Source organism: Alphaproteobacteria bacterium US3C007, from assembly GCA_034423775.1.
GTDB lineage: Bacteria > Pseudomonadota > Alphaproteobacteria > Rhodobacterales > Rhodobacteraceae > Thalassovivens > Thalassovivens spotae.
Map to the genome: position 1 here is coordinate 406,618 of CP139918.1, position 22,613 is coordinate 429,230.

A 22,613-nucleotide genomic window follows, 5' to 3' on the forward strand; every position below is an offset into this window, starting at 1 on the left:
GCTTTCACCCAACGAAAGCCTCCCGATCTATTTATCCTGCCCAACAAAACGCCTGCTGAAGTAGGCTCTTTCTAAGACAGGTATGGCCAAGAGCGGGTTTCCCGCTCTCGGCCGATACGTACCAGGTTACCCTGGCGGTGTTTACTTAAGCTCGACTTCGGCGCCAGCTGCTTCCAGCTTGGCTTTGATGTCTTCCGCTTCGGCTTTATCAACGCCTTCTTTGACAGCTTTGCCGCCTGCATCAACCAGCTCTTTGGCTTCTTTCAGGCCTAGGCCTGTGATGCCGCGAACTTCTTTGATCACGTTGATTTTTGAAGCGCCTGCGGCTTTCAGAATTACGTCAAATTCTGTTTGCTCTTCAGCGCCGCCACCTGCGGCATCGCCACCTGCAGGGCCTGCCATCATGACAGCGCCACCGGCAGCAGGCTCAATGCCATACTCGTCCTTCAGGATGGTTTTCAGTTCTTGTGCTTCCAGCAGGGTAAGACCAACGATCTCTTCTGCAAGTTTCTTCAGATCAGCCATTTTCGACTCTTTCCGTTTCTAAGTTGTGTTCCAACGTATGGGGCATTTCCCTACGCAGATCTTAAGTTGCTTAAGCAGCTGCCTTGTCTTCGATGCTCGACAAAATGCCGGCGATATTCGAAGCAGGTGCGCCAATTGCGCCTGCGATGTTTGAAGCAGGAGCGCCGATGCAGCCCACGATCGAAGCAATAAGCTCTTCGCGTGAAGGCATTTTCGACACGGCCTCAACGCCGGCACGATCCAAAACATTCTCACCCATCGCGCCACCGAGAATTTCAAACTTTTTATTCTCTTTGGCGAAATCCTCGGCCACTTTGGCTGCTGCCACCGGGTCCTCGGAAAAGGTTAGAACAGTCATCCCTGTCAGAAAATCTGCTATGCCTGCGCATGGCATCCCATCAAGGGCGATCTTGGCGAGCCTGTTTTTGGCAACACGAACTGCGCTTCCACCCTGACGGGCGCGGGCGCGCAGATCTTGCATTTCAGCAACTGTAAGCCCTGCATAGTGAGACACTACCACAACGCCAGAGCTTTCAAAGATTTGGCCGAGTTCCTCGACCACTTTCTCTTTTTGTGCTCTATCCACAGTTTCACTCCAAATTTGGGGATCTCTCCCCGGCTCAAGTTTGCCACCCTAAAAGGGCAGCGTTCGGGTCCTAGGTCAGGGTCCCGAGGCCAAAACCACCCGAGGCTTGCGCCGCAGACTGATCCAATGTCTCGTTCCCCATCTCAGGAAGGATTTAACGGGCCTGCGCCCCACCCTCCGTCTCGGACAGAACGGATCCTAGCGGATCCGCTATTCGCTGCCCCCTGCACAACAATGCAAAAGGCAACCAATTTCTTAGCGTTGGCTTGCAGCCCCCACATCGATCGTGACGCCGGCGCCCATTGTCGAACTCAGCGCGATCTTTTTCATATAGGCACCCTTAGCACCTGATGGCTTGGCTTTGGCCACAGCGTCTACGAACGCTTTTACGTTTTCGACCAATTTTGCTTCATCAAATGAGGCTTTGCCAACACCCGCATGCACCACACCGCCTTTTTCAGCTTTGAACTGCACTTCGCCGCCCTTCGCCGCTTTGACAGCCGCAGTAACATCCATCGTGACGGTACCGACTTTGGGATTGGGCATCAAATTGCGCGGCCCAAGTACTTTGCCCAAACGCCCAACAACCGGCATCATATCAGGTGTTGCAATGCACCGATCAAATTCGATCTTGCCGCCTTGAACAATTTCCATCAGATCTTCGGCGCCCACAATATCAGCCCCAGCCGCTTTCGCTTCATCTGCTTTGGCATCGCGCGCAAACACTGCAACCCGCACTGTTTTTCCAGTGCCATTTGGCAGACCGATAACGCCGCGCACCATCTGGTCGGCATGGCGGGTATCAACCCCTAAATTCACCGCAATTTCGATCGTTTCATCGAATTTAGCTTTTGCGTTGGCTTTCACCAATGCCACAGCCTCTTCAACCGACAAATCAAATTTGCCGTCCGCTGCTTCGCGCACAGAGCGCATCCGTTTTCCAAACTTCGCCATCTTACTTCACCTCGATGCCCATCGAACGCGCTGATCCCAGAATGATCTGCATCGCGCCTTCGATGTCGTTTGCGTTAAGATCGGTCATTTTCGCTTCTGCGATCTCTTTGACTTGCGCCGCGGTCACGGTTCCGGCTGTTTCACGGCCCGGATTGGTAGCGCCTGACTTCAGCTTTGCCGCTTTGCGCAAATAATAAGATGCGGGCGGCGTCTTAATATCCATCGAGAATGATTTATCCTGATAGTAGGAAATCACTGTCGGGCATGGTGCTCCAGGCTCCATATCAGCCGTCTTTGCGTTGAAAGCTTTACAGAACTCCATAATGTTAATACCGCGCTGACCCAATGCAGGTCCTACGGGTGGCGAGGGGTTTGCTTTCCCCGCCGGCACTTGCAATTTAAGCGTGCCAACCAGTTTCTTGGCCATCTGGCCTCTCCTTTTACCAACACTCCTCTGACGCGTCATCGGAGCTTTTCGTTGTCGTGGTTCGGGTGCATCGGCCGCGACCGACTGCCCTTCCACGGGCTAACCTCAGGCTTGTTTGGTTACCTGAGTATATTCCAATTCGACCGGCGTCTCGCGGCCAAAAATTGACACTGTTACTTTCAGACGCTGGTTCTCATCATCCACGCCTTCAACCAACGCGTCGAAATCTTCAAACGGACCGTCATTCACTTTGACTTTTTCGCCGATCTCGTAGTGCAGCAATGTGCGCGGCGATTCTTCGCCTTCTTGAACGCGATTCAAAATTGCGTTTACTTCTGCGTCTCGCATCGGCATTGGGCGGCCCTGCGGCCCCAAAAACCCTGTTACGCGATTGATCGAGTTGATCAAGTGATACCCCTGATCACTCATCTCCATGCGCACCAACACATAGCCGGGCATGAAGCGACGTTCAGCCGTGACTTTTTTGCCACGCCGCACCTCAATCACCTCTTCGGTGGGCACCAAAACTTCTTCAATCTCACCTTCGAGATTTGCCTCGACCACAGATGTTTTTATTTGCTCGGCGATTTTCTTCTCGAAATTTGAAAGAACGCTTACCGAGTACCACCGCTTTGCCATCGAGTCTTAGGCCCTTCATATGATGCGAATTTCATCGCAATTTCAAAACGTTAAGTCTTTTTTAAGGTCCTTAAGATCCAAAAAAATCGGCGCGCAACACGAATCGCCGCACGCCAAACAGACTTTTGAAAGCTCCAATTACCCTCGAAACATGAGTATTTCAAGTGAGATTGGCAAAGCCTTCGAAAAAAAATTACCTCAACGCATCCAGCAAAGTCTGCAGCCCAGAGCGGATCCCTAAATCAACAAGCGCAAAGATAACCGCAGCCAAGGCCGCCATCACAAAAACCATGACCGTGGTCAAAAGCACCTCTCGCCGCGTCGGCCAGACAACCTTAGACACTTCGGAACGAACTTGCTGAATAAACTGCAACGGATTGCTGATTGCCATGGATCGACCTTTCAAAGTTGTGCTGCACATAATGCGCTTTGCGGTAACTTTCAACCCATGATCACATCAGGTAGCGCGCTCTTATTTGCCCAACTGCGTTTATCTTTTTATCGCTGAAACAGCCATGCTCAACACATATCCACAAAAATCTTTGGAACGGCGGGTCTTTCAAACAGATCGCTTTGCAAAATCGCACCAAAAAAAACGCCAACCCGCCCCTTTTACTTTGGCCATCCACGCGCATTTTCAAGGCCGATGAAGCTGTCAAACAACATCACCTGCAAAGCCGCCAGGTTGTACAGCAGACCAATTGCCGTGCAGCGCCGAGATTTCGCACCCAGTGCGGGCGCGTAAAACGGGCTTTTCCAAGCAGCGCATTAATTCAACCTGAACGCGTTTGGATATAATTTAGGCGGCGCAGCCTGTCTTTACTAAGAGCCTTTTGAAAATGACGGCCTTGTCAAAAACTTTAATTTTCTGCTCCAGATAAAGCATACGAGTCACAGTTGAAAAACAATCGCAGAAGAAGACATGTCGATCGGTAGAATTACCATGTTGAAATCGGTGTCAGAAGAGGCCATGCGAAATGCAAGCAATATTTCCCAATGTTGAACTGGTCATAAAGCTCCAAACCAGCCCCATGACACAAATGTCAGTGGCGATAGTACCCGCTCTAAAGATACCAAGAAAAACCTGCTGGGACGGGAACGCTATCAAGAGGCCCTAAACGTCGGTGAAAGCCAATTTTTATTATGAGGGTAATTTAAGGATGTTCGTGGCCACTCCTGGGGCCAAAATATTAAGGCCACTTTTAGCTATGGTGATACGAATAATCCCAGAAAGGCCGTCAGTTAAGCGCCAAGCCAAATAAAAAGACCAACGAAAACGGCTAAAAACAATAGCGCAAATGTTGCGACCATTCCACCAATGGCTGCGTCAGATTTGGGCTTGCGCTTTGGTTTTTCCGATTTTTCGTCTTGCTCCATGAACTCTGACCTCGTTTTTGAAAAATAAACAGTGACCATGCACCGACGTTGGGTTTGTGTTTAAAGGCAAAAGCAAAAGAGGTTCGCTTCCCCGCGCGTGATGTAGTGCATATGTTCTAAAAGCAAAAGACACGCGCGCTACGAGCTGTTCTTTTTCTCCCTAGACTCGCGTGTCTCGGGCCTTTTCATCAGCCCCGTCGCTTGAACCTGTGCCATTTCAAAAGCTTTTCTTGGCCTTTGAAGGCGCCATTTGCTCTATTCTCTGCGGTTAAAAATCTCGCTTTGGCTGCGATACCGCTTGGAAAAAGGCCTGGTCTCGAACCGTTTGGCCCAAAATTTAACCCAATATCGTTTGTAATTATTCAATGAATGCCCATCGGTGCTCCAGATATCGGCAATATGAAAAACAGCTTTGCAAACCCGGTGAAGGTGACGCTCTGAAAAATTGGCAAAATAAGCGCGACCTCTCCTAAGACCATTGATTTCAGATCCTCGAGCCTATTTGCTCTCGCAACCTAAGCGGGGCCTGTACGGCATAAGGCAAAGATCGCGCGAAAACTCCGCCGCGTGATAATAAGTGGATGTTAACTGTGCATACTCCTGATACGTTGGCGCTCATTATCGGGGTAATGATGCCCAGATTATTAAGAGTGATGTCAGAAACAAGCAGAGTTCACACGGGAAAAAGAGATGATTGCACTTGAAGTTTACGCCAAGCTTACCGAAACAAAATTGTCGGAATTTAAAGATAAACCCACCTCATTGACCCAAGGACAAAAAGAGGCATCTACATTGCTTTGGTCCTCTGCAAATGGTCATTGCAAAATTGGAGTATGGGAATGTCAGCCTGGCCATTTTACGGCCGATCGCCGCGCGGCCGGTGAATATTGCCATATTCTTTCCGGTCGGGCCTCCGTTACCAATTCAGATGGTACAGGCACGCGTGACGTGGGGCCGGGCGACTTGTTGGTTTTGCCCCAAGGTTGGATGGGCGCGTGGGTGGTCCATGAGCATATGCGTAAGTTATTTATTATAGACGCGTCACCCGAGTGACGCGCCCCACCGCCCTTAATTTGAAATGTTTGGCCAATAGGCGCGCTCTTACGAAACAGGCCCAGGTTTTAAATGTTCAAGCACTTCACAGATTTGCTCCTATTCTTAAACCTTCCAGCACTGCTTCTTCGACTGTTCTGGGGCTCAGACAATCGCCAATGATATGATGCAAGATACGATGCGCGTTTAAATCTTTCTCAAGTTTCGTTTCAGCTGAATGCCCCAGGGCGGTGACCAAAGTATCGACCGAAGTTAAAATAACCGGTTCACCGCTGAGCGTGTGTTGAAAATATACATCTTCGGAATCCACCCCCACCACTCGTACATGTGGAATAATCTCAACACCAAGTTTGTGCAGTATGCCGATCCATATATCCCGTGCATATTGCGGAATATTTTGGCCCGCCACCATCCCATTCACAGCCAGGCGAACATGGCGGCCCTGTTTGACGAGCAATTCAGCAAGCCCCAGACCCACCCAATCACAGCGCCAATCTGCGATAACCACGCGGCCACCAACATTTGTTTGACCTTCCAAAACTTGCCATGCATTCACCACATGAGCATCATCGGCCCCATCAATTTGCGCCCTATAGGGCGTTGCACCCGTTGCAGAAATAACAACATCAGGGGCGATATTTTCAATAACATCAAGATTTACGAAACAATTAAGGTGCACCCGAGCCGTTGTTTTGGAAAGCTCTTTTTGTAGGTTCGAGGTAATGCCCCCAAATTCAGCCCTGCCCGGGAGCGATTGCGCCAGATTAATCTGGCCACCAAGTGAATTTGATTTTTCACAAAGGATCACCTCATGCCCGCGCCGCGCCGCTATGCTGGCCGCTTTAAGACCGGCAGGCCCACCCCCTGCCACTAAAATCCGTTTTCTCGAGGGTGCCTTTGACAGATTTGCATATTGCAATTCGCGGCCCGTTTCAGGTCTTTGAATGCAAGAGATTGGGCAAGCCTGCAGCATATGTCCGATACAGGCTTGATTGCAGGCCACGCAGGCGCGGATATCCTCCAAATCCCCGCACCCGGCTTTGAGAGGCATCTCAGGATCTGAAATTAACGCCCGTGTCATCCCGCACATATCCGCTTGACCCATCTCTAATATTTTTTCTGCAATTTGAGGCTGGTTTATACGCCCTGCCACAAAAACGGGCTTGCTCACAAGCGTTTTGATGGAGGCTGAGATCGGGGCAGTATACCCAAGCTCATAGGCCATCGAGGGAACGATATGCGTTGAACCTGCAAGCCCAGCGGATGTTCCCGCAGTGATGTTGAAATAATCCAGACCAGAAACACCATCCAAAGCAGAACAAATTTCAAGCACGCCATCCAACCCGAGCCCTGCATAGTCTTTTTCGTCACCCGACAGCCGCAGCCCGATGATCATATCATCACCCGCCCCGCGACGCGTTGCTTCGATGGCCTCCTTTAGAAAGCGTAAGCGACCTTCAAAAGATCCCCCATAGCCATCGCTTCTGAGATTAACGTTCGGATTAAGGAACTGGCCCAGCAGGTATCCATGCGAGGCAACCAGCTCAACCCCATCAAGGCCGGCTTGACGTAGATGCGCGGCAGATTGTTCAAATCCGCCTATAATTTCGCATATCAGCTCGGTCGGCAGCGCACGGGGCATGACGTGAAAACGCTCATTTGGAACGGCTGAAGGCGCATAAGCCACAGGGCGCGAGCCGTCGGGCGCCAAAGCCATTTCCCGGCCAGGATGCGTCAGCTGCGCGAAAACAAGACATCCATGGGGCTGGCAGGCATCGGCTAATTTCTTGTAACCGGGCACGCAAGCCGGATCATAGGCCTGAATTGCCGGCCTGCCACTGTTTCCTGTTGGATGGACTCGCGCAGCTTCTATGATCGTTAAAGCTGCCCCGCCTGCTGCTTTAGCGCCATGATAGGCGGCAAGCCTTTGCGTGGGCTTGCCCTCATCGAGCATGACGGCCATATGCCCGGTGGAAAAAATTCGATTTTTGAATTCTTTGTTCCGGATGCGAAGCGGTTGAAAAAGGTTCCTGAATTGGGTCACTTGCATTCTTTCTGAGCGTCTTGGGAAACCGCCTGTCAGATCTACATAAAGCGAAAGCGCTATGCGTCTGACCGTAATCTTCAACGGTCCTTACCTCATTTAAGGTAACCGCAGAATAACGCAGAACAGAATTATGTGGAGTCTCAATTAATTCTCATTCTTCTGAGGATTTAATGCGGCGATTAATGGTCTAATCCTGAACAGAAAACATGCGAAGACTCAGTGCTTTACTATCTCAAGGTGGGAAGTTTAATGCCCGAAAATTTGCACGCTCAAGTCAGTTTTATGCCATTGCCAGCAAAACCACACCGCGCCACATAAGAGCGAGGGCCATCACAAAAGCGTTTATCAAGATCCTTTGATTTGCTACTGAGGCTCTCAAAAGCTTCTGAGTACGTGATGCATTGCGTTCAAAACTGACATATGGCCAAAAGATAGGTTGGGGCCTAGCAGATATGGGCATCGTTGTGTTCGTGATTGTCAAACAGCTTTTGATCTTATCATTTTTAACCAATTATCTTGGAATAAATGTGGCAATTGCCGGCGCGTTAACAACGTCTATCTTAATTTTTGATATCCTCACCGACCCGATCATTGGTTATTTGTCGGATCGCACCGTAAGCAGATGGGGTAGGCGCGCACCGTGGATGGCAATCGGCGCCTTACTGCTTGCATTAGGTCAAATCGGCATATTTGGAGTGCCTAATTTCGCCTCACAATTGAGCACATTGATCTGGGTTGCGGTTTTTTTTGCAATCTCGACTTTGGGGTTTACGATGGTGGCAATCCCGTATGGCGCAAGCGCTGGTGAAATGACTTATGAGCCAAAAGAGCGCTCGTCACTAATGGGGTTTCGAATGGCGTTTGCCAGCATGGGCATTTTGATTGGTGGCGCAATAATCCCGCAACTTGCAGGCGGTACAAAAGACGGGCATTTCTTTGCATCCGCCGTGATTGCACCGGTGATTATTATCGCAATATGGGCGTCACTATGGGCCACCCGAAAAGCGCCAAAGGAAACTGCTCCAAGCCACGCCAGCCTGCGCAGCATGGCCTTACTGGTTTATCAAAACAAACCATTTATGAGATTGGTTTTATTATACGGCCTGATGACGATGGCCATTGCCACGATCACTGCCGGCCTGCCATTCGCGGCGATCTACCTCATTTTTGATGGTGAAGCCTCTTTTCTTTCCGCAATGTCCAAAAACCTCGGAACACTTTCTTTCTTATTTGCCGCCTTTGTGATCGGTGCAATGTGTAGTCAAATTTTTTGGGTATTCTTGTCGAATATATTTGGAAAATCAGCCGCCTTAATTGCTGGTTTAAGCGCATATATTATGCTTCTCTTTATTCTTTTTTACGCGCTGCCATCGACGAATATCACCACAATGTTTATTTTGTTTCTGCTGGCTGGTGTAACCAACGGAGCTTATCAACAAATTCCCTGGGCCATGTATCCCGATTTGATGGACCAAACGCGCGTGCAATTTGGTGAGGCCATCGAGGGGGCTTTCAGCGCAGTTTGGCTGTTTGGTCAGAAAGTCGCAAACGCGATCGCGCCCGGGTTTTTGGCCATCATCCTGGGAATATACGGGTTTCAATCCTCAACAATGGGTAAAATTGAGCAACCCGATCAGGCCCTAACTGCGCTTAAAGCGATGGTTACGGTGGTTCCGGCAGCCTTTCTATTTTTCGCGATCCTTGGTTTAATATTCGCGCATCGGCGCAATAAATAACCAAGCAGTTTTTTATATCATCACTATCTAAAGCCTGTAGTCGCTTTTCTCAAACCTGTCCCAAGCTCTTCTATTAAATCCAGCTGAAAGCTCGGCGCGGTCAGAAAACTGGGCATTGCACGATTTTGAATTATCTCCACGCCATGAGAGAGACTTCAAACGCGCGCTTGACCCGACTGCTCGAACTGGCAATTGGATCGCTTACCCCACCGGTTGGGAAGCGTAGGATTATTGTGGCGATTTCATATGGAATTATCTGCCACTTCATATTTTTGCTGGCCGTGATTTCTATGATGACGGCGATGTTTTTTGGAATGAGCCAGAGTTTAGGTGGCGTTCCGCCGCCTTGGAACATTGCGGCGAACTTTGCTTTGATTTTACAATTCCCTTTGGCACATTCTATTTTACTGACCAAGTCTGGCCAGATTATTTTATCGAAGCTGGCACCATCTGGCTATGGAGCGACATTGGCCACAACCACGTTTGCCATAATTGCCTCGGTTCAATTATTGGCATTATTTGCTTTTTGGACGCCAAGTGGAACGATCTGGTGGCAGGCACAAGGCTGGCCTTTGGCTATAATCTCGACGCTTTATGCTCTTTCCTGGCTCCTTTTGATATGGGCCAGCTTTGATGCTGGCGCCGAAGTCCAATCTGGTGCTCTGGGATGGATGTCATTGGTTCAAAAAATAAAACCAGTCTTTCCCGATATGCCAACACAGGGCCTATTCAAAATTATCCGCCAACCAATCTATGTTGCATTTGCTCTAACCACTTGGACCGTTCCGATTTGGACACCCGACCAATTATGCCTTGCAATCGTGTTAAGCGCCTATTGTCTTCTGGCGCCCCGGCTCAAAGAACGCAGATTTTCTCTACGTTACGGAGCGCGCTTTGCAGATTATAAAGCCAAAACGCCATACGCATTTCCAAAACTTAGCGTCTTTTGGAAAGGACGGTCATCGCGATAAAGCGCTGTTATAGCACATACAGCCAGAGTTAAGAACGCCCGCGTCACCGCCGCAATCCAGCGCGTTTTTGGATAAATACCTGCAAAGGGCCAAGCCAGCGCGCTAAGCGGTTGAATATACGCCGCGCCTTGAAGGCCATCTTTACCTGCGTTGCAGAGATTTAAGGGCTATTTCGGCCATGCGCAGTTTGCGATCAATCCAAACGGAATATTTTCTTCTGCTGAGACACGCTGTTGAAAGCAACAAGTTCACCGCTGGCAACCGATGCCCCTGTAGCGGCTCTTATCACCACTTGATGGGTCACAAGGAACATCATACCGCCATCTTTACTCTTGAGCTTAAGCTCCAACTCTCTGAGAGTCTTGGTTTTATCAGCATAATTTTGAAAAAATGAGTTTAATCCGGAAAAGGTTTGCCATTGACCTATCCCAAGAAGCTGAACGGTTTCTTTGCAACGGCACCATTCGCTCAATAATATTTGGTCAAAGCGGATGCCGCTTTTTTGAATAGATGCGCCAATAGCCCGCGCCTGTTTACGACCGCGTGTGTCAAGATTTCTTTGAGTGCTGCAGTCTGATAAAGAAAAATTATCTGGATCGCCGAACCCTGGGGCCACTGCATGGCGCATGAATACAACATTGGCATCAACCGCGTCGATCGCATCCTTCAAAATAGCGTCACTCTCCGAGCAAGCCTGCGTGGCCAGCACTGTCAAAATTACCAAAAGAAAAGAACGCATGCGGTTAATCCTTTGCTGGCACCAAGATGGCGTCCGTTTTGAACTTGGAAAGCCGCTCATTTTCTTTGGTTAATGCGCACGTAATAGCATTTCTCAGCGCATTCGCGGCATCTGTTTTATGGTGTACAGCCATAATATCCTCATTCTCATAAAAGCATCTAATATCTTCTACCTAGGCGTCACATAGCACCGCGGCTGAAATAAGCGAGCATCAACGATCGAAACCGATCACGCCAGCCGTTGAGCGCATGATGATTTCAATACCGGCTTGGATATTAGATCGAAAGGCATCAATATCCCGTTTTCCCCGAACCTCTTCTATGTTTCAAACAGCAACTTCAGCCGAAACCTGCATAACGAGCATGACCAGTAGATCTATGGCTATGCAGAACATGGCATTGTTCAATTTTCTTTATCTATAATATTTTCGCCAAATTGAATAAGCACATCGCCCTCTAAGACTACGGTATCTTTCAAATGCTTGCTAAAAATATTTGTTTGTAGCCCTTTCTTTCGTATCTCATGCCCAGCCAACCGAGCTTTTTCATTTTGATACACAGTTATTCCAATGCCGCTAGTTTCTTCCGTTCTTACAAAAACAGTTTGATGAGTATTCGGATACGGCCCATGAGCCTGCCAAGCATCAACGAAAGATATAAGACTATCAGAGCTGTTAAATTCAAACATCATTATATTGGAAACTTTCATCGGCTCCGGAACTCCGCGCGCATTGAGGGTTTTACAATCAATTCTGTTAAAATAGCGCGCGTGAGATTACTCCTATTTCATATGCTTTATTTCGACATCACCCTCTAAAGAAGATATGTCGCTTAAATACTGAGATTGTTGTTTTTGAAATTCATTTCTAACTTCAGAGCCCGCTTTTCTGGCTTTATCACTAGGATATACTGAAACAGATATGCCGGAAGAGGGCCCTGTTCTTACGAACAATAAGATATCAGCTGTACTAAATCCGATTGGCCCCTGAATATTGTACCAGCTAATCCATTCATTGGCTTTATTTTCATCGTGCAATTCAAATATAGTCACGTTCGAGACGCTCATTATTGCACTCCGACCATTTGCATCAGATGAACGCAGCACATCAACATGTGAAGTCTTCACTTAGACTTTTTAAGTTCCGCCGTAAGTATGATGCGCAGCTGATTAAAGGTAATCATTATAATTTACGACTGGACCCGAAAATGAATGAAAACTTTCACCATCTTCGTAAGGTTCAATATATAATCTGAACACATCGCTTACACGATTGTCTCGGTTCATTATGTCAATAAAACTTTCAACACTATGATGTACGCCTATCAAAGCGTACTCCCCTGTACCCAAATCAATGATGTTATGCATGATATCGTCGAGGGGATAATCACGTAAATACTCCGCATAGGCTTTCCAAAGCGCTTCTTGCTGGCCTTCTTTAGGCCGGAATCGCATACAGTTGATCATTCCGACCATATTTATCTCCTCTAATCTCTTGCAGAATAACCCGATGCAGAAATATTTGGAGTCTTAATTGTCACTATTGGAACTTGGGCAAGGAAATCCCGCATTCTAATAGTCTTAGGGAAAGAACCCACCATCAAAATTTCAACAACAATCACGATGATTAATGCGTGACCTAATCAACCGCGCTGAGCGGTTTGCGCGTCTTTGCCATGCCGGGAAATTCCAAAAAGGAAAAGCCCAAGACCCATATACCATTCACCTCGTAGACGTGGCCGCGTTTTTAGCGCGTAAAGGCGGCTCTAAGGTTGCGATTAGCGCGGCTTAGCATAAAACCGTTGAAGATTGCCGCCCACCTCAGTGGCCAAGCTAGAAGCATTTTTCGGCAAAGGCGTTAAGGACATCACGGCGGAACTGACGGGTAAAAACCATTGCCCAAAGCAGATGGTAAACGCTGCAGATTATTCACGCTGCGAAAAAGAGCCACGGGGGCCAGCATGGTAAAGCTGGCAGATCAAACTTCGAAATTTGGCGCAACCCCAAAAGCACCACTTAAGGAGTGTCGCTTACAACGCCACCTAGACTGCATTGCCTGGGTAAACACTGTTATCGAACATCTGCCTTATTTACCCAAAGAGAGATTGAACGAGTTTTTAAAGCGCTGTTATCAAACAGAGCTAAATGCCTATGATGCTGTAGGATCCGCTCGACAGGCGCAGACCGCGTCGATCCGCATTGCCAAGCGCAGGGCAAGAAAGGTTGGCGCTGACGAGCCTCAAGTTCGCACCTTTATGCTGAGATTGATACAGGGCGTTTTTGTAAACTTTTGCTTAAAAGGGCCGGATCGTCCCCCCACAAAAAAACCATCCCAGCACCGCTAAAAAAACGAAAACCCCACGCTGGGGGCTTTGAGATGTCGTCATAAGACGAAAACTTTTATGGCAGGGGCACCAGGGTTCGAACCCGGGACCTACGGTTTTGGAGACCGTCGCTCTACCAACTGAGCTATACCCCTAACAGGGGCAAAGCGATACGGGATGCTCTGGAAAAGATCAAGCGTAGAATCCATTGGTGGCAGTAAATTTAAAAGGTGGCGGCATTCTCTGCCACGATCTGCGACGGCGCCGAAAGTGGAACAGCCAGGGCGGCGTCTCAAGTTTGCCAAATCCCGGCCAAAGCGCGCAGCAAAAAAGCGCCGCCCCATCGGGACGACGCTTAATCTTACCACATCGCGCATCCGCGATATTAACGTAACTCTTACTCGATAATTTTTGACACGACGCCTGAGCCGACGGTGCGGCCACCTTCGCGGATCGCAAAGCGCAGCTTATCTTCCATCGCGATTGGCGCAATCAGCTCCACTTCGAACTTCAAGTTATCGCCGGGCATCACCATCTCTGTTCCCTCTGGCAGGTTCACCGTCCCGGTCACATCCGTCGTACGGAAATAAAACTGTGGGCGATAATTGGCAAAGAACGGCGTATGACGGCCACCCTCTTCCTTGGTCAGAATATAGGCTTCAGCCTCAAACTTTGTATGCGGCTTCACAGAGCTTGGCTTACACAGAACCTGTCCACGCTCAACGCCTTCACGATCAACACCGCGCAGCAATGCACCAATATTGTCGCCAGCTTCACCGCGATCCAGCAATTTACGGAACATTTCAACACCCGTACAGGTGGTTTTGCCCGTGTCACGAATGCCAACGATCTCAATCTCATCGCCCACATTGATCACACCGCGCTCAACCCGCCCGGTCACAACCGTACCACGGCCCGAGATTGAAAACACATCTTCGATCGGCATCAAGAACGGCTGATCAATCGCGCGATCCGGCTGCGGGATATAGCTGTCAACAGCCGCCATCAGCTCAGAAATCTTCTCTTCACCGATATTCGCATCGCGACCCTCAAGCGCCGCCAAAGCAGAGCCGGCAACAATCGGAATATCATCACCTGGGTAATCATACGTGCTGAGAAGCTCGCGCACTTCCATTTCAACCAGCTCAAGAAGCTCTTCGTCATCCACCTGGTCAACTTTGTTCAGGAAAACAACCATCGAAGGGATACCAACCTGGCGGCCAAGCAAAATATGCTCGCGCGTTTGCGGCATAGGGCCATCGGCCGCGTTCACAACCAAAATCGCGCCATCCATCTGCGCCGCACCCGTGATCATGTTTTTCACATAATCAGCATGGCCGGGGCAATCCACATGCGCGTAATGCCGGTTTTCAGTTTCATATTCAACATGCGCCGTCGAAATCGTGATCCCGCGGGCTTTTTCTTCCGGCGCAGCGTCAATCTGATCATAATCCTGAAATTCGCCAAATTGCTTCGTAATCGCAGCCGTCAATGTCGTCTTACCATGGTCAACGTGACCAATCGTGCCGATGTTGCAATGCGGCTTACTACGCTCAAACTTTTCCTTTGCCATGGTTCTCCGGCGCCTCGTGTTTTGGGGCAACAGCCCTGTTTCTCTCTGAGGCGGGCGTTTAGGACTTTCCTAAAAAAAAATCAAGTCTGAGTTTTGTTACCCGCATTGGTTTACATATGTCCAAAGACTAATCCGTCGGCTTAAAGAAAATGCTGGGTGATCGGCAAAACCTTGCCAAGTTTACGTTGATGCCAACCCAACAAGGTTTTGCCTTTGCCTGCGAATGCAATAGATTTACTTTATGAACAGCACGCACGCCTTTCCAACCCGCATCGCGCTTGTGACTGAGCCAATGGGCGTTATGCAATCGCTCTTGGCCGCACGGCAAAACGTTTTGTCGATCATTCCCGATATTGCAACACGGCAACCAATGGTATCCGGTAAGACGGGAAAGCGCTGGCATATGGTGATGGATCCCACTGCGCTGCGCCGGATGTTGCTGGAGAACGTAGAAAATTATCCAAAATCGCAGGTGACCAAAAATTTGCTAAAGCCGGCAATCGGAGAGTCATTATTTATCGCAGAAGGCGCGCATTGGCGCTGGCAACGGCGCGCCGCAGCGCCGGTGTTCTCGCAGCGCAACGTGATGAACCTAAGCCCAATAATATCGTCTGCAGCCGAACGCTGTTGCCAACGCCTTTCCGACAGTTCCAACCAAGCGATTGATTTCTTAGATGAAATGGTCAAAACCACGTTTGACGTTATTTCGGATGTTACGTTTTCGGGAGATCGCGGGTTTGACCGTACGGCCGTACATCACGCCATCGACAGCTATATTGCCGAAGCCGGCCGCGTCTCCCTTTTTGACATATTGGGCTTTCCAGATTGGGTTCCCAGACCGAATCGGTTGCGTGCAGGCCCAGCGCTCAAAACGATGAAATCCCTAGCGGATAATGTGATTAATGAACGCCGCCAACAGGCGCAAAAATCACCCCCCGATTTATTAGATCTGCTGCTTGCAGGGCAAGATCCGAAAACCCAACGCAAAATGAACACTGCAGAATTACGCGATAATTTATTAACCTTTATCGTTGCAGGCCATGAAACCACAGCGTTAACGCTGGCCTGGGCTTTATATTTGATCGCCAATGACCCCCAACGGCAAGACCAAGCCAGAACCGAAATCCAAAACAATGTAAGCGGCAAAGTGGCCACAGGCGATGACGTGAAAAACCTGCCTTTTTTGCGCCAAATCATTGAGGAAACACTGCGGCTTTATCCGCCGGCTGCTTTGGTTTCGCGCACCGCCATGGCCGCGGATAGGTTATGCGGGCGGCACATCCAAAAAGGCGATACTGTGATCATTCCAATCTATGCGCTGCACAGACATCACCTACTTTGGCAGGATCCGGACGCGTTCACCCCAGAGCGGTTTGCAGATCCCAAAAAACTTGAACGCTACGCATATCTACCCTTTGGGGACGGACCGCGTATTTGTATCGGGTCAAATTTTGCGATGAATGAAGCGATCATAATTTTGGCCAGCCTACTCAAATCATTCCGTTTCAATCCTGTTTCAGGGCGCAGTCCAACGCCGGAAATGATCTTAACCTTGCGCCCGGCGGGGGGCGTTTGGCTCACCACTGAAAAAATCACCTCAGAACCCAACCCCCGGCCTGCTTTCTAGTAAATAATAGCGCTCATCAAATCATGCTTTCGCCATCATCCAGCCTTAAAAAGTTTATGAAAAGGTATTAGCGCGATGAAATATGGCACAGCAACGCTTTGCAAGCATCTTGCATGCGTTCGCCCAGATGTTTGAGACCCACCTCAATCTTATTTGTGAGTAATGTGCTGCATACCCTGCCCGCCGCGCAACCAAACGACCGCAACCAGGCCGCCTTGCACAACCCATACCTCAAATTTTTTCATTTAAAAATCAGTACCTAATTGCACTGGCCCGATTATTTTTACTGAGCCAAGACCCAAGCAAAAGATCAACCATTTCCAAATATTAACACGGAAGCCAGCCTAAAAACTAACCGGCAATGGCTTGGAAACGCCTGTCGTGACAGCGAGAGTAGTTGGAAATTAACATCCCAATGCGCGTGGAAATAAGCCCAAAGGAATATTAGCTTTCTATACAAAAGGAGATAAATTGCCATATTTTAAACAAATTATAGCTTTAAACGTCAAATTCGATTAACCTTAGCGCCCGCATAAAAACAAATTTTAATAGCTAATTATAAAATATTGACCAAGGCGCATAAACGTAAGGAATGCGCGCTTATTGGGAAACGGATGCCTCTATGACCAAGATATTAACCGTAGATGATGACCGACATATTTTGACCTCCCTTTCCGTCATTCTTCAGGCGGAAGGCTTTGACGTAAAGGCCTTTTCTGATGGCGCCTCGGCTCTCGACGCGTTTTCAAGGCTCAAACCAGACCTTGCCGTAATAGATATTAAAATGCCCAGAATGGACGGTCTGGAATTGCTTCAAAAACTTCAACAGAAAAGTTGGCTTCCGATCATTTTTCTAACCTCTAAAGATGATGAGATTGATGAAATTTTGGGTCTACGGTTGGGCGCGGACGAATATGTCACCAAACCTTTTTCCGAACGGTTACTGATCGAACGCATCCGAACCTTACTGCGCCGCCACGATCTTATCGCGGGAAAAATTGAACCGGATAAAAGCGACACAAACGTCATGAAACGGGGCAATTTAACGATGGACCCCCAACGCCACACGGTGCAATGGAAAGGCATTCATGTGGCGCTTACGATCACCGAGTTTTTATTGCTACAAGCCTTGGCAATCCGTCCGGGCTTTGTGAAAAGCCGCGATCAATTGATGGACGTGGCCTATGGGGATCAAGTTTATGTCGATGACCGCACGATTGACAGCCATGTAAAACGCCTGCGTAAAAAAATGCGCATGGCGGATGAAAGCTTTACGGCGATTGAAACGCTTTATGGCATTGGGTATCGCTATAATGACACTTGGTAGGATATGACGGCCGGCGATCGTTCTCACAGCGCAACCGAAACCGCAGAGGCGGAGCGCGAAACGCATCAGTCCAAGGGTATTGGGGCGCGCCACTGGCCTAAGCTGGTTCGCGCGCACCAATCCAAAGAACCCCAGAACCAAAATTGGATCGCAAAGGCATCGGGCGCGCTATCACGGCGCTTGCACAGCTCAAAAGTTTTAATCATTTCGGTAAATATGGTTCTGGTTATAATCTTGCTGCTATTCAACGCAGCAACGCTGTATAAGTGGCCGGCATTGATTGAAACACTACATCAAAACGACCCTGACTACACGGCTGACCAGATTTTTCACACGCTTATCCCAAAGCTCGCGCAGATGGAGACATGGCGGGATCACAATGCGCAATTAAAGGCTCATACAGATCAAATTGATGCACAGGTAAATGGACAAATAACGCTGTTCAGCAATCGGGGTGAAATCTTGGCGCAAACGTCTCTTCATCCAGATCCTGGGTTGCATAATGACCCTCAAACCCATTACATCTCTCAGCAAAGTTTTGCAGCGATTCAACCTGATGCACAAGCGACCTCGCATTTTGTATCGTTGGAACAACTGCTGTCCGCAGAAATCCATAAAACACTTCAGAACGCATATCGACACGCCGATTTCAACATTCGATCAAACATCGGCAATTTATATTTTTTAGAAACTGGCATTATTAAGCATAAGGATAAAATCCTTGGCGCTTTGGCCATTTTCATTGAAGATTCTGCGCGGCAAAAGATCTATTCTGATTTGCGTATCCAAAGCGTTGCAGCGGTTGGTTTGGGTATTTTAGCCTCTGTCTTAATCAGCCTATTAATTTTTTATCGGGTCAGCCACCCGATCACTGTGCTGACAAGGCGACTTCAGCAGAAGAATGCGCAAACAAGCCTACCTTCGCCCGAGCTTATGCTTGAGCAAGCGCCTAAAGCACCAGAGGGAAGCGAAGTGGCAAATTTAACCGCCGTTTTACGTGAAATGAGCCGCAAATATTACCACCAAATAGATATGCAAAACCGATTTACAAGCGACGTGATACATGAGGTCAAAAACCCGCTCACCTCGCTGCGCGCAGCTGCAAAAGCGTTAGAATTGGTAAAGGAAGAGACCCAACGCCAGCAGCTTCTTGGAATAATCCAAGAAGATGTGCTGCGGATGGAACGCTTGCTAAATGACATTGGAGCTGCGGGAAAGCTCGATGGCCAACTCGAGCAAGAAACCTGTGCCAGTTTTGACATAGGCCAGTTGCTGCGCAACGTTGCGCAAAGATATGATCCGGTAGCAGCAGAAAAAGATATCACGATCGAATTGGAGCTGCCTCAAAAAACAATCATCATAAATGGCTTAGAAAAGCGGCTTGCGCAGGTGTTTGAAAACTTGGCCACCAATGCGATAAGTTTCTGCGACGCCGGTGGTATTATTCGTATCTGGGTAAAATTACAGACTGATACCTGTTTGGCGGTTATCGAGGATACCGGGCCCGGCTTCCCGAAAGGCTCATTGGATAAAATTTTCAATCGCTTCTATTCTGATCGACCTAACAGCGCTTTTGGCGAGCATTCTGGTTTAGGTTTGAGCATTTCAAAACAAGTGGTTGAGGCGCATGGCGGCGTGATTTGGGCAGAAAATATCACATCCAAGCTTTCAACAGGCGAAGAGAGTGATATTTTAGGGGCAAGGCTTTTGATTGCCCTGACGCGAATATGAAGTGAAACAACGAATTACATGGGGATAACATGATACTGCATGCAAGCTGCATCGATATCGATGGGCGCGGCATCCTGATTTTGGGAGCATCCGGAAGTGGGAAATCATCCCTCGCAATTCAGTTGATCGCGCTCGGAGCCTCATTGGTTGCGGATGATAAAACGCTGGTAACACGGGTAGAAAACCACGTGGTCGCGCGGTGCCCGGCCACCATCAAAGGCCTGATCGAAGCGCGCGGAATTGGCTTTTTAAGACCAAAGCTGGTGCAAGAAACGCGGCTTCATTTGGTAATTGATCTGAACCAACACGAAACCTCTCGCCTTCCAGAACAAAAATACCATGATTTATTTCAGGTCAAACTTCCATTAATTTACCCAACACAGATGGACGGATTTGCCTCGGCAGTCTATGTTCTAGCGCAAAGCGGCTTAGCGCAGGATCAAAACCCGTCCGATGTCATCAGCTGACCAAATTACGTTGGTTCTTGTAACCGGTCCGTCGGGCGCGGGACGGTCCTCTGCGATCAACGCTTTGGAAGAGCTTGAATTTGAAACCATCGACAACTTGCCCATTTCGTTAATTGACAAGGTGGCCACTTCTTCAAAAACATCAAAACCCTTGGCGATCGGGCTGGATATCCGAAACCGCGACTTTTCCATCCAAGCCATCATCAACTCGATTGCGCAATTAAAGACGCTGCCCAAAATCAAAGCAACCGTCCTGTTTGTTGATTGTGATCCAAAGACGCTCAATCTGCGATTCTCTGAAACCCGGCGTAAACACCCGTTCGCACCCCAAGAAACCATCCAAGACGGGATCGCGCATGAGATCGAGCTCTTAAACCCCATCAAAGCCAAAGCGGATCTATTAATCGATACATCTGACTTGACGCCACATGAGTTGCGCGCGCAAATCAAACATCATTTTGACGGCGGAAAAAATACCGATTTGGCCGTGATCTTAAAATCATTTTCTTACAAAAAAGGGTTACCTGTCGGCGCTGATATGGTGCTAGATGTGCGATTTCTAAAAAATCCACATTGGGAACCAGCCTTGCGCGCGGGCGATGGACGCGATCAGCCTGTACAAGACTATGTGGTCAGCGATCCATCCTTCACAGATTTTTTCCAAAAAACCCATGCATTGATCCTATTTCTACTTCCTGCTTATAAAAGAGAAGGGAAAACCCAATTCACATTGGCTTTTGGCTGCACGGGAGGGCGACACAGATCCGTAACGCTCGTGGGGTTAATGGCACAGGCTTTGGAAGATTGTGGCTGGAATGTGTTGACGCAGCATATGGAATTGGACGAGTAAGAGCTATATCGAGTAGGGATATGGGCGGCAGAAGGTAAGGGCGGTCAGGTGATTGGGATTGTAATTGTCGCGCATGGTGGTCTTGCAAAAGAGTATTTGGCCGCCGTGGAGCATGTGGTGGGCAAGCAAAAAAGTATTGCCACCATTGGCATCAGCGCCGAATATGACAGAGCCTTCATGGAAGCCGAAATTTGCAACGCCGCCGATCACGTTGATACCGGTGATGGGGTGGTTGTGGTGACCGATATGTTTGGCGGAAGCCCCTGCAATCTGTCGCTGCAAGCCTGTAGACCGCAGGACCGCAAAATCATTTACGGCGCAAACCTACCGATGTTGATCAAGCTTACAAAATCACGGCGGCTCTCCGTGCAAGATGCGGTAGATATCTCTTTGAACGCTGGGCGCAAATATATTGATTGCCATGATGGCTCAGGAACCTGATGCAAGACACATATTCTGAACGCTTTGAAATTATCAATGAAAAGGGCTTACACGCCCGCGCGGCAGCCAAGCTGGTTGAAACCGTTGAGAGATATGACGCTACGGCAGAGATCTTCAAAGATGGTTTACAGGCTTGTGGCAATAGCATTATGGGCCTTTTAATGTTGGCAGCCTCTCGCGGAACCTTTATTGACGTGAACACCAACGGAAACCAAGCCAAGGATCTGTCAGAAGCGATTGGCGTCTTGATAGCCGCCAGATTCGGCGAAGACTTCTAAGGACAGAAAAGGAAATACTGTGGTGGAGCGGATACAACAAACCCCGAGCTTAAGAGATGATCAGCCCCTCTCAACGCCTGTGGATCCGGATATTCCCTATGACAGGCGCAAACTGTCTTATGCCACAACTTTTAAAAACCCGACCCAGCGCAGAACCATCCAAACCATTGAGTTTGTAACCGGCAAGCTGCGCCTGCTGCGCGTCATACGCAAATTTGAGGCCCAAGGCGTTCCGGTCGGCCAGGCCTTTTGGAAACAAGCTTTAGACATCATGAATGTCGAACTGCAAACCCCGCAAAGCCAAATCGCAAAAATCCCCAAAGAGGGTCCGCTGGTTATCACCGCGAATCATCCCCATGGATTGGTCGATGGTATGATTCTTGGAGAATTGATTGGGCGCGTGCGCACGGATTATAAAATATTAACCCGCACCTTGCTCACTGGAATTGCTGAAATTGAAAACTTTATGATTCCTGTTCCCTTTGTGCATGACAGCCAGGCGCTGGAAAAAAACCTTGAAATGCGCAAAAGTGCAATGTCGCATCTGAAAAATGGCGGTGTGGTGGTGCTATTCCCTTCCGGCGTTGTGGCGGCGTCTAAAACGATGTTTGGCCCCGCGATAGAAGCGGAATGGAATCCATTTACCTCGAAAATGATCCAGCGCTCAAACGCGCGCGTTTTACCGATTTTTTTTCCCGGCGCAAACTCACGCATTTATCAAATTGCCAATCAAATCTCTGCCACGCTACGCCAAGGGTTGCTGCTTCATGAAGTGGTTCATGCGATGAACAAGCCCCAAGCGCCAGTGGTGGGGGATGTGATTGAGCGCGATACGATTAAAAACTGGGCGTCTAATCCGCGCGGCTTTGTAAATTGGCTACGCGCCGAGACGCTTGGGCTTGCCGATAAAAAAAGCTGAGCCAGCGCGGCTACTGTGCTGCGAA

25 protein-coding genes and 1 tRNA gene are annotated in these 22,613 nt (G+C 48.8%); 12 read left to right on the forward strand and 14 right to left on the reverse strand.

Translation table 11 applies throughout. The features are described from left to right. Window positions 1–141: 141 nt before the first annotated feature. The 7 genes from rplL to UM181_02105 all read right to left on the reverse strand — a co-directional run bounded on the left by rplL (window position 142) and on the right by UM181_02105 (window position 4,547). Entirely contained in the window at window positions 142–525 is a 384-nt protein-coding gene (rplL, locus tag UM181_02075; GenBank protein ID WQC63422.1) for a 50S ribosomal protein L7/L12, read from the reverse strand. A gap of 70 nt (window positions 526–595) precedes the next feature. Continuing rightward, window positions 596–1,111 (reverse strand): 50S ribosomal protein L10, encoded by a 516-nt coding sequence (gene rplJ, locus UM181_02080; GenBank protein ID WQC63423.1) that lies wholly within the window; start codon window positions 1,109–1,111, stop codon window positions 596–598. A gap of 255 nt (window positions 1,112–1,366) precedes the next feature. Further along, window positions 1,367–2,065: a 50S ribosomal protein L1 gene (gene rplA / locus UM181_02085; protein WQC63424.1), complete on the reverse strand. Its 699-nt coding sequence runs from the start codon at window positions 2,063–2,065 to the stop codon at window positions 1,367–1,369. Window position 2,066: 1 nt separating this feature from the next. Further along, window positions 2,067–2,492 carry a 50S ribosomal protein L11 gene (gene rplK, locus UM181_02090; GenBank protein ID WQC63425.1) on the reverse strand — a complete coding sequence of 142 codons (426 nt, stop codon included), beginning with the start codon at window positions 2,490–2,492 and terminating at the stop codon, window positions 2,067–2,069. 105 nt (window positions 2,493–2,597) lie between these two features. Beyond that, complete coding sequence (gene nusG / locus UM181_02095) at window positions 2,598–3,131, reverse strand: transcription termination/antitermination protein NusG (GenBank protein ID WQC63426.1); 534 nt, start codon at window positions 3,129–3,131, stop codon at window positions 2,598–2,600. A 193-nt stretch (window positions 3,132–3,324) separates the two neighbouring features. After that, on the reverse strand, window positions 3,325–3,522 hold the full coding sequence (gene secE, locus UM181_02100; GenBank protein WQC63427.1) for a preprotein translocase subunit SecE: 198 nt from the start codon (window positions 3,520–3,522) through the stop codon (window positions 3,325–3,327). 851 nt (window positions 3,523–4,373) lie between these two features. Then, window positions 4,374–4,547 (reverse strand): hypothetical protein, encoded by a 174-nt coding sequence (locus tag UM181_02105; protein ID WQC63428.1) that lies wholly within the window; start codon window positions 4,545–4,547, stop codon window positions 4,374–4,376. Window positions 4,548–5,198: 651 nt separating this feature from the next. Between UM181_02105 and UM181_02110 the strand changes: the two genes are divergently transcribed. Further along, window positions 5,199–5,561, forward strand: coding sequence for a cupin domain-containing protein (locus UM181_02110; GenBank protein ID WQC63429.1), 363 nt, complete (start codon window positions 5,199–5,201; stop codon window positions 5,559–5,561). Between the two features lie 85 nt (window positions 5,562–5,646). On the opposite strand, the gene UM181_02115 is transcribed toward UM181_02110, so the two are convergent. Next, a complete protein-coding gene (locus tag UM181_02115) occupies window positions 5,647–7,611 on the reverse strand; it encodes an FAD-dependent oxidoreductase (protein WQC63430.1) in 1,965 nt (654 codons plus the stop codon). A 398-nt stretch (window positions 7,612–8,009) separates the two neighbouring features. Between UM181_02115 and UM181_02120 the strand changes: the two genes are divergently transcribed. Both UM181_02120 and UM181_02125 read left to right on the forward strand, forming a co-directional pair. After that, window positions 8,010–9,344 (forward strand): MFS transporter, encoded by a 1,335-nt coding sequence (locus UM181_02120; protein ID WQC63431.1) that lies wholly within the window; start codon window positions 8,010–8,012, stop codon window positions 9,342–9,344. Between the two features lie 143 nt (window positions 9,345–9,487). After that, a complete protein-coding gene (locus tag UM181_02125) occupies window positions 9,488–10,315 on the forward strand; it encodes an isoprenylcysteine carboxylmethyltransferase family protein (protein ID WQC63432.1) in 828 nt (275 codons plus the stop codon). 193 nt (window positions 10,316–10,508) lie between these two features. Here UM181_02125 and UM181_02130 read toward each other — a convergent pair whose 3' ends face one another. From UM181_02130 to UM181_02145, 4 genes are all read right to left on the reverse strand, one after another. Beyond that, window positions 10,509–11,114 (reverse strand): histidine phosphatase family protein, encoded by a 606-nt coding sequence (locus UM181_02130; protein WQC63433.1) that lies wholly within the window; start codon window positions 11,112–11,114, stop codon window positions 10,509–10,511. Window positions 11,115–11,456: 342 nt separating this feature from the next. Beyond that, entirely contained in the window at window positions 11,457–11,762 is a 306-nt protein-coding gene (locus UM181_02135) for a hypothetical protein (GenBank protein WQC63434.1), read from the reverse strand. A gap of 72 nt (window positions 11,763–11,834) precedes the next feature. Beyond that, window positions 11,835–12,179, reverse strand: a complete 345-nt coding sequence (locus UM181_02140) for a hypothetical protein (GenBank protein WQC63435.1) — start codon at window positions 12,177–12,179, stop codon at window positions 11,835–11,837. A gap of 42 nt (window positions 12,180–12,221) precedes the next feature. After that, complete coding sequence (locus UM181_02145) at window positions 12,222–12,527, reverse strand: hypothetical protein (protein ID WQC63436.1); 306 nt, start codon at window positions 12,525–12,527, stop codon at window positions 12,222–12,224. A gap of 154 nt (window positions 12,528–12,681) precedes the next feature. On the opposite strand from UM181_02145, the gene UM181_02150 reads away from it, so the two are divergent. After that, entirely contained in the window at window positions 12,682–12,843 is a 162-nt protein-coding gene (locus tag UM181_02150; protein WQC63437.1) for a hypothetical protein, read from the forward strand. Between the two features lie 611 nt (window positions 12,844–13,454). Here UM181_02150 and UM181_02155 read toward each other — a convergent pair. Further along, window positions 13,455–13,530: transfer RNA gene (locus UM181_02155), tRNA-Trp, on the reverse strand. A gap of 242 nt (window positions 13,531–13,772) precedes the next feature. Beyond that, window positions 13,773–14,948, reverse strand: coding sequence for an elongation factor Tu (gene tuf / locus UM181_02160; GenBank protein WQC63438.1), 1,176 nt, complete (start codon window positions 14,946–14,948; stop codon window positions 13,773–13,775). A 241-nt stretch (window positions 14,949–15,189) separates the two neighbouring features. Here tuf and UM181_02165 point away from each other — a divergent pair, with 241 nt between their 5' ends. The 8 genes from UM181_02165 (at window position 15,190) to UM181_02200 (ending at window position 22,588) form a co-directional block, all read left to right on the forward strand. Further along, window positions 15,190–16,575, forward strand: coding sequence for a cytochrome P450 (locus UM181_02165; protein ID WQC63439.1), 1,386 nt, complete (start codon window positions 15,190–15,192; stop codon window positions 16,573–16,575). 622 nt (window positions 16,576–17,197) lie between these two features. Next, window positions 17,198–17,902 (forward strand): response regulator transcription factor, encoded by a 705-nt coding sequence (locus UM181_02170; protein ID WQC63440.1) that lies wholly within the window; start codon window positions 17,198–17,200, stop codon window positions 17,900–17,902. A gap of 3 nt (window positions 17,903–17,905) precedes the next feature. Further along, window positions 17,906–19,633: a HAMP domain-containing sensor histidine kinase gene (locus UM181_02175; GenBank protein ID WQC63441.1), complete on the forward strand. Its 1,728-nt coding sequence runs from the start codon at window positions 17,906–17,908 to the stop codon at window positions 19,631–19,633. A gap of 29 nt (window positions 19,634–19,662) precedes the next feature. After that, window positions 19,663–20,100, forward strand: a complete 438-nt coding sequence (locus UM181_02180) for an HPr kinase/phosphatase C-terminal domain-containing protein (protein ID WQC63442.1) — start codon at window positions 19,663–19,665, stop codon at window positions 20,098–20,100. Continuing rightward, window positions 20,087–20,950, forward strand: a complete 864-nt coding sequence (gene rapZ / locus UM181_02185) for an RNase adapter RapZ (GenBank protein WQC63443.1) — start codon at window positions 20,087–20,089, stop codon at window positions 20,948–20,950. Before UM181_02180 ends, rapZ begins: the two co-directional genes overlap by 14 nt. A gap of 48 nt (window positions 20,951–20,998) precedes the next feature. Further along, window positions 20,999–21,391, forward strand: coding sequence for a PTS fructose transporter subunit IIA (locus UM181_02190; GenBank protein ID WQC63444.1), 393 nt, complete (start codon window positions 20,999–21,001; stop codon window positions 21,389–21,391). After that, the gene (locus tag UM181_02195) at window positions 21,391–21,669 is read left to right on the forward strand and encodes an HPr family phosphocarrier protein (protein ID WQC63445.1); all 279 of its coding nucleotides are present in this window, start codon (window positions 21,391–21,393) and stop codon (window positions 21,667–21,669) included. The genes UM181_02190 and UM181_02195 overlap by 1 nt, the downstream gene beginning before the upstream one ends. Window positions 21,670–21,748: 79 nt before the next feature. Beyond that, window positions 21,749–22,588, forward strand: a complete 840-nt coding sequence (locus tag UM181_02200) for a lysophospholipid acyltransferase family protein (protein ID WQC64809.1) — start codon at window positions 21,749–21,751, stop codon at window positions 22,586–22,588. Window positions 22,589–22,613 lie beyond the last annotated feature (25 nt).

What these genes read in the sequence shown, in the direction of transcription:
- UM181_02165 (WQC63439.1), top strand. Translation starts at nt 15,190, where the DNA reads ATGAACAGCACGCACGCCTTTCCAACCCGCATCGCGCTTGTGACTGAG.
- rplL (WQC63422.1), bottom strand. Translation starts at nt 525, where the DNA reads ATGGCTGATCTGAAGAAACTTGCAGAAGAGATCGTTGGTCTTACCCTG.
- UM181_02150 (WQC63437.1), top strand. Translation starts at nt 12,682, where the DNA reads ATGCGTGACCTAATCAACCGCGCTGAGCGGTTTGCGCGTCTTTGCCAT.
- UM181_02180 (WQC63442.1), top strand. Translation starts at nt 19,663, where the DNA reads ATGATACTGCATGCAAGCTGCATCGATATCGATGGGCGCGGCATCCTG.
- nusG (WQC63426.1), bottom strand. Translation starts at nt 3,131, where the DNA reads ATGGCAAAGCGGTGGTACTCGGTAAGCGTTCTTTCAAATTTCGAGAAG.
- UM181_02145 (WQC63436.1), bottom strand. Translation starts at nt 12,527, where the DNA reads ATGGTCGGAATGATCAACTGTATGCGATTCCGGCCTAAAGAAGGCCAG.
- rplA (WQC63424.1), bottom strand. Translation starts at nt 2,065, where the DNA reads ATGGCGAAGTTTGGAAAACGGATGCGCTCTGTGCGCGAAGCAGCGGAC.
- UM181_02135 (WQC63434.1), bottom strand. Translation starts at nt 11,762, where the DNA reads ATGAAAGTTTCCAATATAATGATGTTTGAATTTAACAGCTCTGATAGT.
- UM181_02130 (WQC63433.1), bottom strand. Translation starts at nt 11,114, where the DNA reads ATGAGCGGCTTTCCAAGTTCAAAACGGACGCCATCTTGGTGCCAGCAA.
- UM181_02125 (WQC63432.1), top strand. Translation starts at nt 9,488, where the DNA reads ATGAGAGAGACTTCAAACGCGCGCTTGACCCGACTGCTCGAACTGGCA.
- secE (WQC63427.1), bottom strand. Translation starts at nt 3,522, where the DNA reads ATGGCAATCAGCAATCCGTTGCAGTTTATTCAGCAAGTTCGTTCCGAA.
- tuf (WQC63438.1), bottom strand. Translation starts at nt 14,948, where the DNA reads ATGGCAAAGGAAAAGTTTGAGCGTAGTAAGCCGCATTGCAACATCGGC.
- UM181_02175 (WQC63441.1), top strand. Translation starts at nt 17,906, where the DNA reads ATGACGGCCGGCGATCGTTCTCACAGCGCAACCGAAACCGCAGAGGCG.
- UM181_02110 (WQC63429.1), top strand. Translation starts at nt 5,199, where the DNA reads ATGATTGCACTTGAAGTTTACGCCAAGCTTACCGAAACAAAATTGTCG.
- UM181_02195 (WQC63445.1), top strand. Translation starts at nt 21,391, where the DNA reads ATGCAAGACACATATTCTGAACGCTTTGAAATTATCAATGAAAAGGGC.
- rapZ (WQC63443.1), top strand. Translation starts at nt 20,087, where the DNA reads ATGTCATCAGCTGACCAAATTACGTTGGTTCTTGTAACCGGTCCGTCG.
- UM181_02105 (WQC63428.1), bottom strand. Translation starts at nt 4,547, where the DNA reads ATGGTCACTGTTTATTTTTCAAAAACGAGGTCAGAGTTCATGGAGCAA.
- UM181_02115 (WQC63430.1), bottom strand. Translation starts at nt 7,611, where the DNA reads ATGCAAGTGACCCAATTCAGGAACCTTTTTCAACCGCTTCGCATCCGG.
- UM181_02170 (WQC63440.1), top strand. Translation starts at nt 17,198, where the DNA reads ATGACCAAGATATTAACCGTAGATGATGACCGACATATTTTGACCTCC.
- rplK (WQC63425.1), bottom strand. Translation starts at nt 2,492, where the DNA reads ATGGCCAAGAAACTGGTTGGCACGCTTAAATTGCAAGTGCCGGCGGGG.